The sequence below is a fragment of the Shewanella sp. SG41-4 genome (assembly GCF_014164505.1).
GTDB lineage: Bacteria > Pseudomonadota > Gammaproteobacteria > Enterobacterales > Shewanellaceae > Shewanella.
The window spans coordinates 1-4,587 of record NZ_JACJFI010000283.1; the positions used below are offsets into that span (position 1 = coordinate 1).

Here is a 4,587-nt window from a genome sequence, read left to right on the forward strand (position 1 = left end):
AGTTAAGCGCTTTCATAAACCTAACTCTATTAAAGCTCGAAAGATAATCTTCTATCAACCAGAGATTAAAACGAATTTTAATTCAATAAAAATAGATGGAAATGCAAAAAGCTTATTCTTTAATACCTATTACCTGACAATTAGCATTAACAATTTGTTTACATAATGCGGGAATATGGTTACCTTTTAGACAGATAGGCAAAATAGCTTATCAGTAAAACATAATTATAAAAGACATTACGTCCCACCCTGATTAACATGGAAGATAATATGAAAAAGCATAAAAATCCAACTGTCGTGCTTAGCATGACGGCTCTCGCTTTGGCCATTTCAACTCAAGTCAATGCAGCACCAGCCCCTTCGCAACTATCTGCTACTAACCAACAGATTGAACAACAATCACCTTTGCCTAAACGATATATCGTAAAGTTCAGAAATGATAATGCTGCACAGATACTCAATAACGGTGCCGCTTTGCAAAATGTGAATGTTGAAGCAGACAACAGCATGGCTTACGAGCCTCGATCAAATGAAGTGTTCACTCAATTTAGAGCCTTGAACAGCGTAAAAGCACGAGAAATGAAACGCGTAGGTCGTAGTAATAGTTACTCGGTAAAACTTGACTCACCTTCTATTAAAGCATTGCGTTTACGTCAAGATGTTGAATACGTTGAAGAGGATTTACCTCGTAGACTGCTTGCAGAGACAACACCTTGGGGGCAAACCTTTGTTGGTGCAACCGTATTAAGCGACAGCCAAACAGGTAATCGTACAATCTGTATTATTGATTCTGGTTATGACCGTAGCCACAATGATTTAAGCGGTAACAATGCAACAGGAACCAATAATTCAGGCACAGGCAATTGGTATCAACCAGGTAATAATAATGCCCATGGTACTCACGTAGCGGGTACCATTGCGGCAATAGCGAATAATGAAGGTGTGGTTGGGGTGATGCCTAACCAGAATGCCAATATTCATGTTGTAAAAGTGTTTAACGAAGCAGGATGGGGTTACTCATCATCATTGGTCGCTGCTATTGATACCTGTGTTAGTTCAGGTGGTGCAAACGTAGTCACAATGAGTTTAGGTGGTAGTGGTTCCACCACAACTGAACGTAATGCATTAAATACTCATTATAACAATGGGGTGTTATTAATTGCAGCAGCAGGTAATGCTGGCGACAGTAGTTATAGTTATCCAGCGTCTTACGATAGCGTCATGTCTGTTGCAGCAGTTGACAGTAATCTCGATCATGCCGCTTTTTCCCAATATACAGACCAAGTTGAAATCTCAGGGCCTGGCGAGGCAATTCTATCAACGGTTACCGTTGGTGAAGGTCGTTTAGCCGATATAACCATTGGCGGTCAGTCATACTTTAACAATGGTGTCGTACCGCACAACCGTTTAACCCCATCAGGTACTAGCTACGCAGCGGCACCAATTAACGCAAGTGCAACGGGAACCTTAGCTGAATGTACTGTAAACGGAACCAGTTTTAATTGCGGTAGCATGACCAATAAAATCTGTCTTGTTGAGCGTGTAGGTAACCAGGGTTCAAGTTACCCTGAAATAAACGCGGTTAAAGCCTGTAAAACAGCTGGTGCCAAAGGAGTCATTGTTTACAGTAACACTGCGCTACCAGGGCTACAAAATCCATTCGTCGTTGATGCTAACAGTGAAATTCTGATCCCTTCTATGTCTGTTGACCGAGCAACAGGGCTTGCACTTAAAGCCAAGTTGGGTCAATCAACCACTGTGAGTAATCAAGGCAATCGAGATTATGAATATTACAATGGCACCTCAATGGCAACACCGCATGTGTCGGGCGTAGCAACATTAGTGTGGAGTTACCACCCAGAATGTAGCGCCAGCCAAGTACGTGCTGCATTAAATGCCACAGCAGATGACTTAAGCGTTGCCGGTCGTGATAACCAAACAGGTTACGGGATGGTTAATGCAACAGCAGCAAAGGCTTACCTAGACGAATCATGTAATGGTCCAACCGATCCAGGTACAGGCTCTGGTGACAGCGTACTTGAAAAAGGCGTGGCAAAAACGGGCTTAGCTGGCGCTAAAAGCGATGAATTATATTTCTCGTTAGACGTTCCTACTGGCGCGAAAGATTTAAGCTTCACCATGAGTGGTGGCACTGGCGATGCTGATTTGTATGTACAGTATGGCGCATCGCCTACCAGCAGCAGTTACGACTGTCGTCCTTGGAAAGGTGGTAATGCAGAGTCTTGTCCAATTGCAACACCTCAATCAGGTACTTATTATGTGATGGTACAAGGTTATAGTGCATTTAGTGGCGTAAGTTTAGTGGCTAACTTCACCGCTGGTAGTACTGGTGGCAGCAACACAGGCGGCCCTGCAAGCTACGCTAATACCGGTAATTATACAATTCCAGACAACAACACTAGTGGTATTACTAGCCCTATTACTGTTAGCCGCACTGGCGATTCAGGAACGGTATCAGTGTCGATTGGGATTATTCATACTTATATTGGTGATTTAAAAATCCAGTTAGTTAGCCCTACAGGTCAAACGGTTGTGCTGCACAACAACACTGGCGGTGGAACCGATAATCTAACCCAGACTTACACAGCTAATATGGCTGGTGTAGAATCAAGCGGTATATGGACATTAAAAGCAGTTGATAATGCAAGACAAGATACTGGATACATTGATACTTGGAGCTTAAGCTTCCAATAATACTATTCAGTTAAGTACAAAAATAGCCACATGATGTGGCTATTTTTATTCCTGATGGATTAACTTTTTAACAGTTAACAGACTAATAGTGAGGTTGTGTTGTTTGCAACACGGCAGGCTGCTGAATATTGGCAATCACTTCAAATATAGATGCAAATGAGTTTGGCGTACTCACATCGACAGCTAGCTTTAATCGACGAGCAATATCATTAGCAGATAACACACCACGGATGGCATGATTTGAGCGGTCCACTACTAAACAATGTTGCTGTCCTGCTGATTGTAATGTCTCAATAACATCACCGATACGAGCATAACTTAAATCTTCAAAATCAATCGCTTTAAGATTTTCTTTAGGGATCATAAAATCTGCAACACTTAATTGCTCACGCTGATGTCCAGCGGCAACACGTTTTAATATTTCTTGATTATGTAAAGACTCAAAGCTGATTAAGCCAATAAATTGATCTTTATCATCTATTACTAATTTAAGACGAACATGTGACTTCTGCATTAAATGCTCGACCTTAACCGCAGACGTACTCGATTCAATCACCAAAGGCGTCACTTTCTTAAAATCTGTAAACACGTTTAATGCTGAAGATAATACTGAGATATCTTCATGGGCTTCTGGTGACGTTAATTCATCAATTTTTTCTACTGGGTATAGGGCTAATTTCTTCACAATAACATCCTTAAGCAACAACCATCGCGAAACGTAAAACATCATATTTATCAATTAGTTATACTTTATTATGATGCTCACGACATGATTAGATTATCTGCCTGTGATTTTATTAGTACAATACCCATTTGATTAAATTTAATTAATTTTTGCTAAATTAAGGTTAAATTCACTTTACTGTGATCAAAAAAATGGTAGTGAATGTGATAGTAACTCAAATACCGTAAATACCGTAAATACCACTATTTTAACGTTTCAGGTTCTATTAACACGCTATTATTTGCATCCGACAACCACACTTGCCCTTCGCTAAGGCTAACTTGCAACGCCATATTACGATTAACAAATACTTCCATTTGTTTCACTGCATCCTCTGGAAAATTAATCACAGTTAAATTATCGTAACGAGCAAACGCTTGTTGGTTCTGCTGCCACCAGATAGGCACACTTCGGCCACCATAAGTATAAAGAATAACCTGTTTTGACCGACCACATGCTTTTCTAAGCCACTTCTCATCAGCTTGGCCAAACTCGACCCAAAGATCGATTTCACCACTCAGATTTTTATCCCAGAGTTCAGCTTCATCATCAACACATAAGCCTTTACTGAACACTAATGTTTCGGAGGCATTAATGGCAAATGCTAATAAACGAACCATCATGCGCGTATCAGTTTCAGACGGGTGTTGGGCTAAGGTAAACTGATGATCAGCATAATAATGACGGTCCATATCTGCAATCTGCAGCGAGACTTTAAAAACGGTAGCTTTAGCGGCCATAAAAGGTTCCAACGAGTATAAAAAAACCGAGTCTACTACAAAGTAGACTCGGCATAATAGAACATCGTACTTATCTAGTTAAATAGCGCCAGGACGTAAATGTTTTGCCATTGGAAAATGTGCAGTGAATTGAGCAATTTTTACAACAGAAGATACTATTAACATACGGCTTCCGTGTTCATATTGATGAGTGATATCACTTAGCAATGGCACCGCTTCTCTATTTGCGTCTCGCCTTAATAATTCATTTATCTCACTATCCAGCGTACTGTTACTGTAAACCACATCCAATGTCTGTAGCAATGGCATAGCAGCAATAGGGAGTAAATGTGCCGGAGTATCCTCCGTTAATAAAAGGATCTCACCTTTAACACTAAAGTCTTCAAAAGCCTCTAGGTAGCGTTGTTC

The 4,587-nt window shown here is 40.7% G+C and carries 3 protein-coding genes and 1 pseudogene; 1 reads left to right on the plus strand and 3 read right to left on the minus strand.

What is annotated here, in order from left to right; all coding sequences use genetic code 11:
• The first annotated feature begins 270 nt into the window (after positions 1 to 270).
• Positions 271 to 2,715: a S8 family serine peptidase gene (locus tag H5202_RS18140; protein ID WP_182773305.1), complete on the plus strand. Its 2,445-nt coding sequence runs from the start codon at positions 271 to 273 to the stop codon at positions 2,713 to 2,715.
• A gap of 82 nt (positions 2,716 to 2,797) precedes the next feature.
• Here the strand turns inward: H5202_RS18140 and H5202_RS18145 are convergent, their stop codons facing one another.
• From H5202_RS18145 to H5202_RS18155, 3 genes and pseudogenes are all read right to left on the minus strand, one after another.
• Positions 2,798 to 3,400 carry a CBS domain-containing protein gene (locus H5202_RS18145; RefSeq protein WP_336244812.1) on the minus strand — a complete coding sequence of 201 codons (603 nt, stop codon included), beginning with the start codon at positions 3,398 to 3,400 and terminating at the stop codon, positions 2,798 to 2,800.
• Between the two features lie 242 nt (positions 3,401 to 3,642).
• Complete coding sequence (locus tag H5202_RS18150) at positions 3,643 to 4,179, minus strand: YaeQ family protein (protein ID WP_182773307.1); 537 nt, start codon at positions 4,177 to 4,179, stop codon at positions 3,643 to 3,645.
• Positions 4,180 to 4,257: 78 nt separating this feature from the next.
• A pseudogene (locus H5202_RS18155) lies at positions 4,258 to 4,587 on the minus strand (precorrin-2 dehydrogenase/sirohydrochlorin ferrochelatase family protein); the annotation flags it as partial.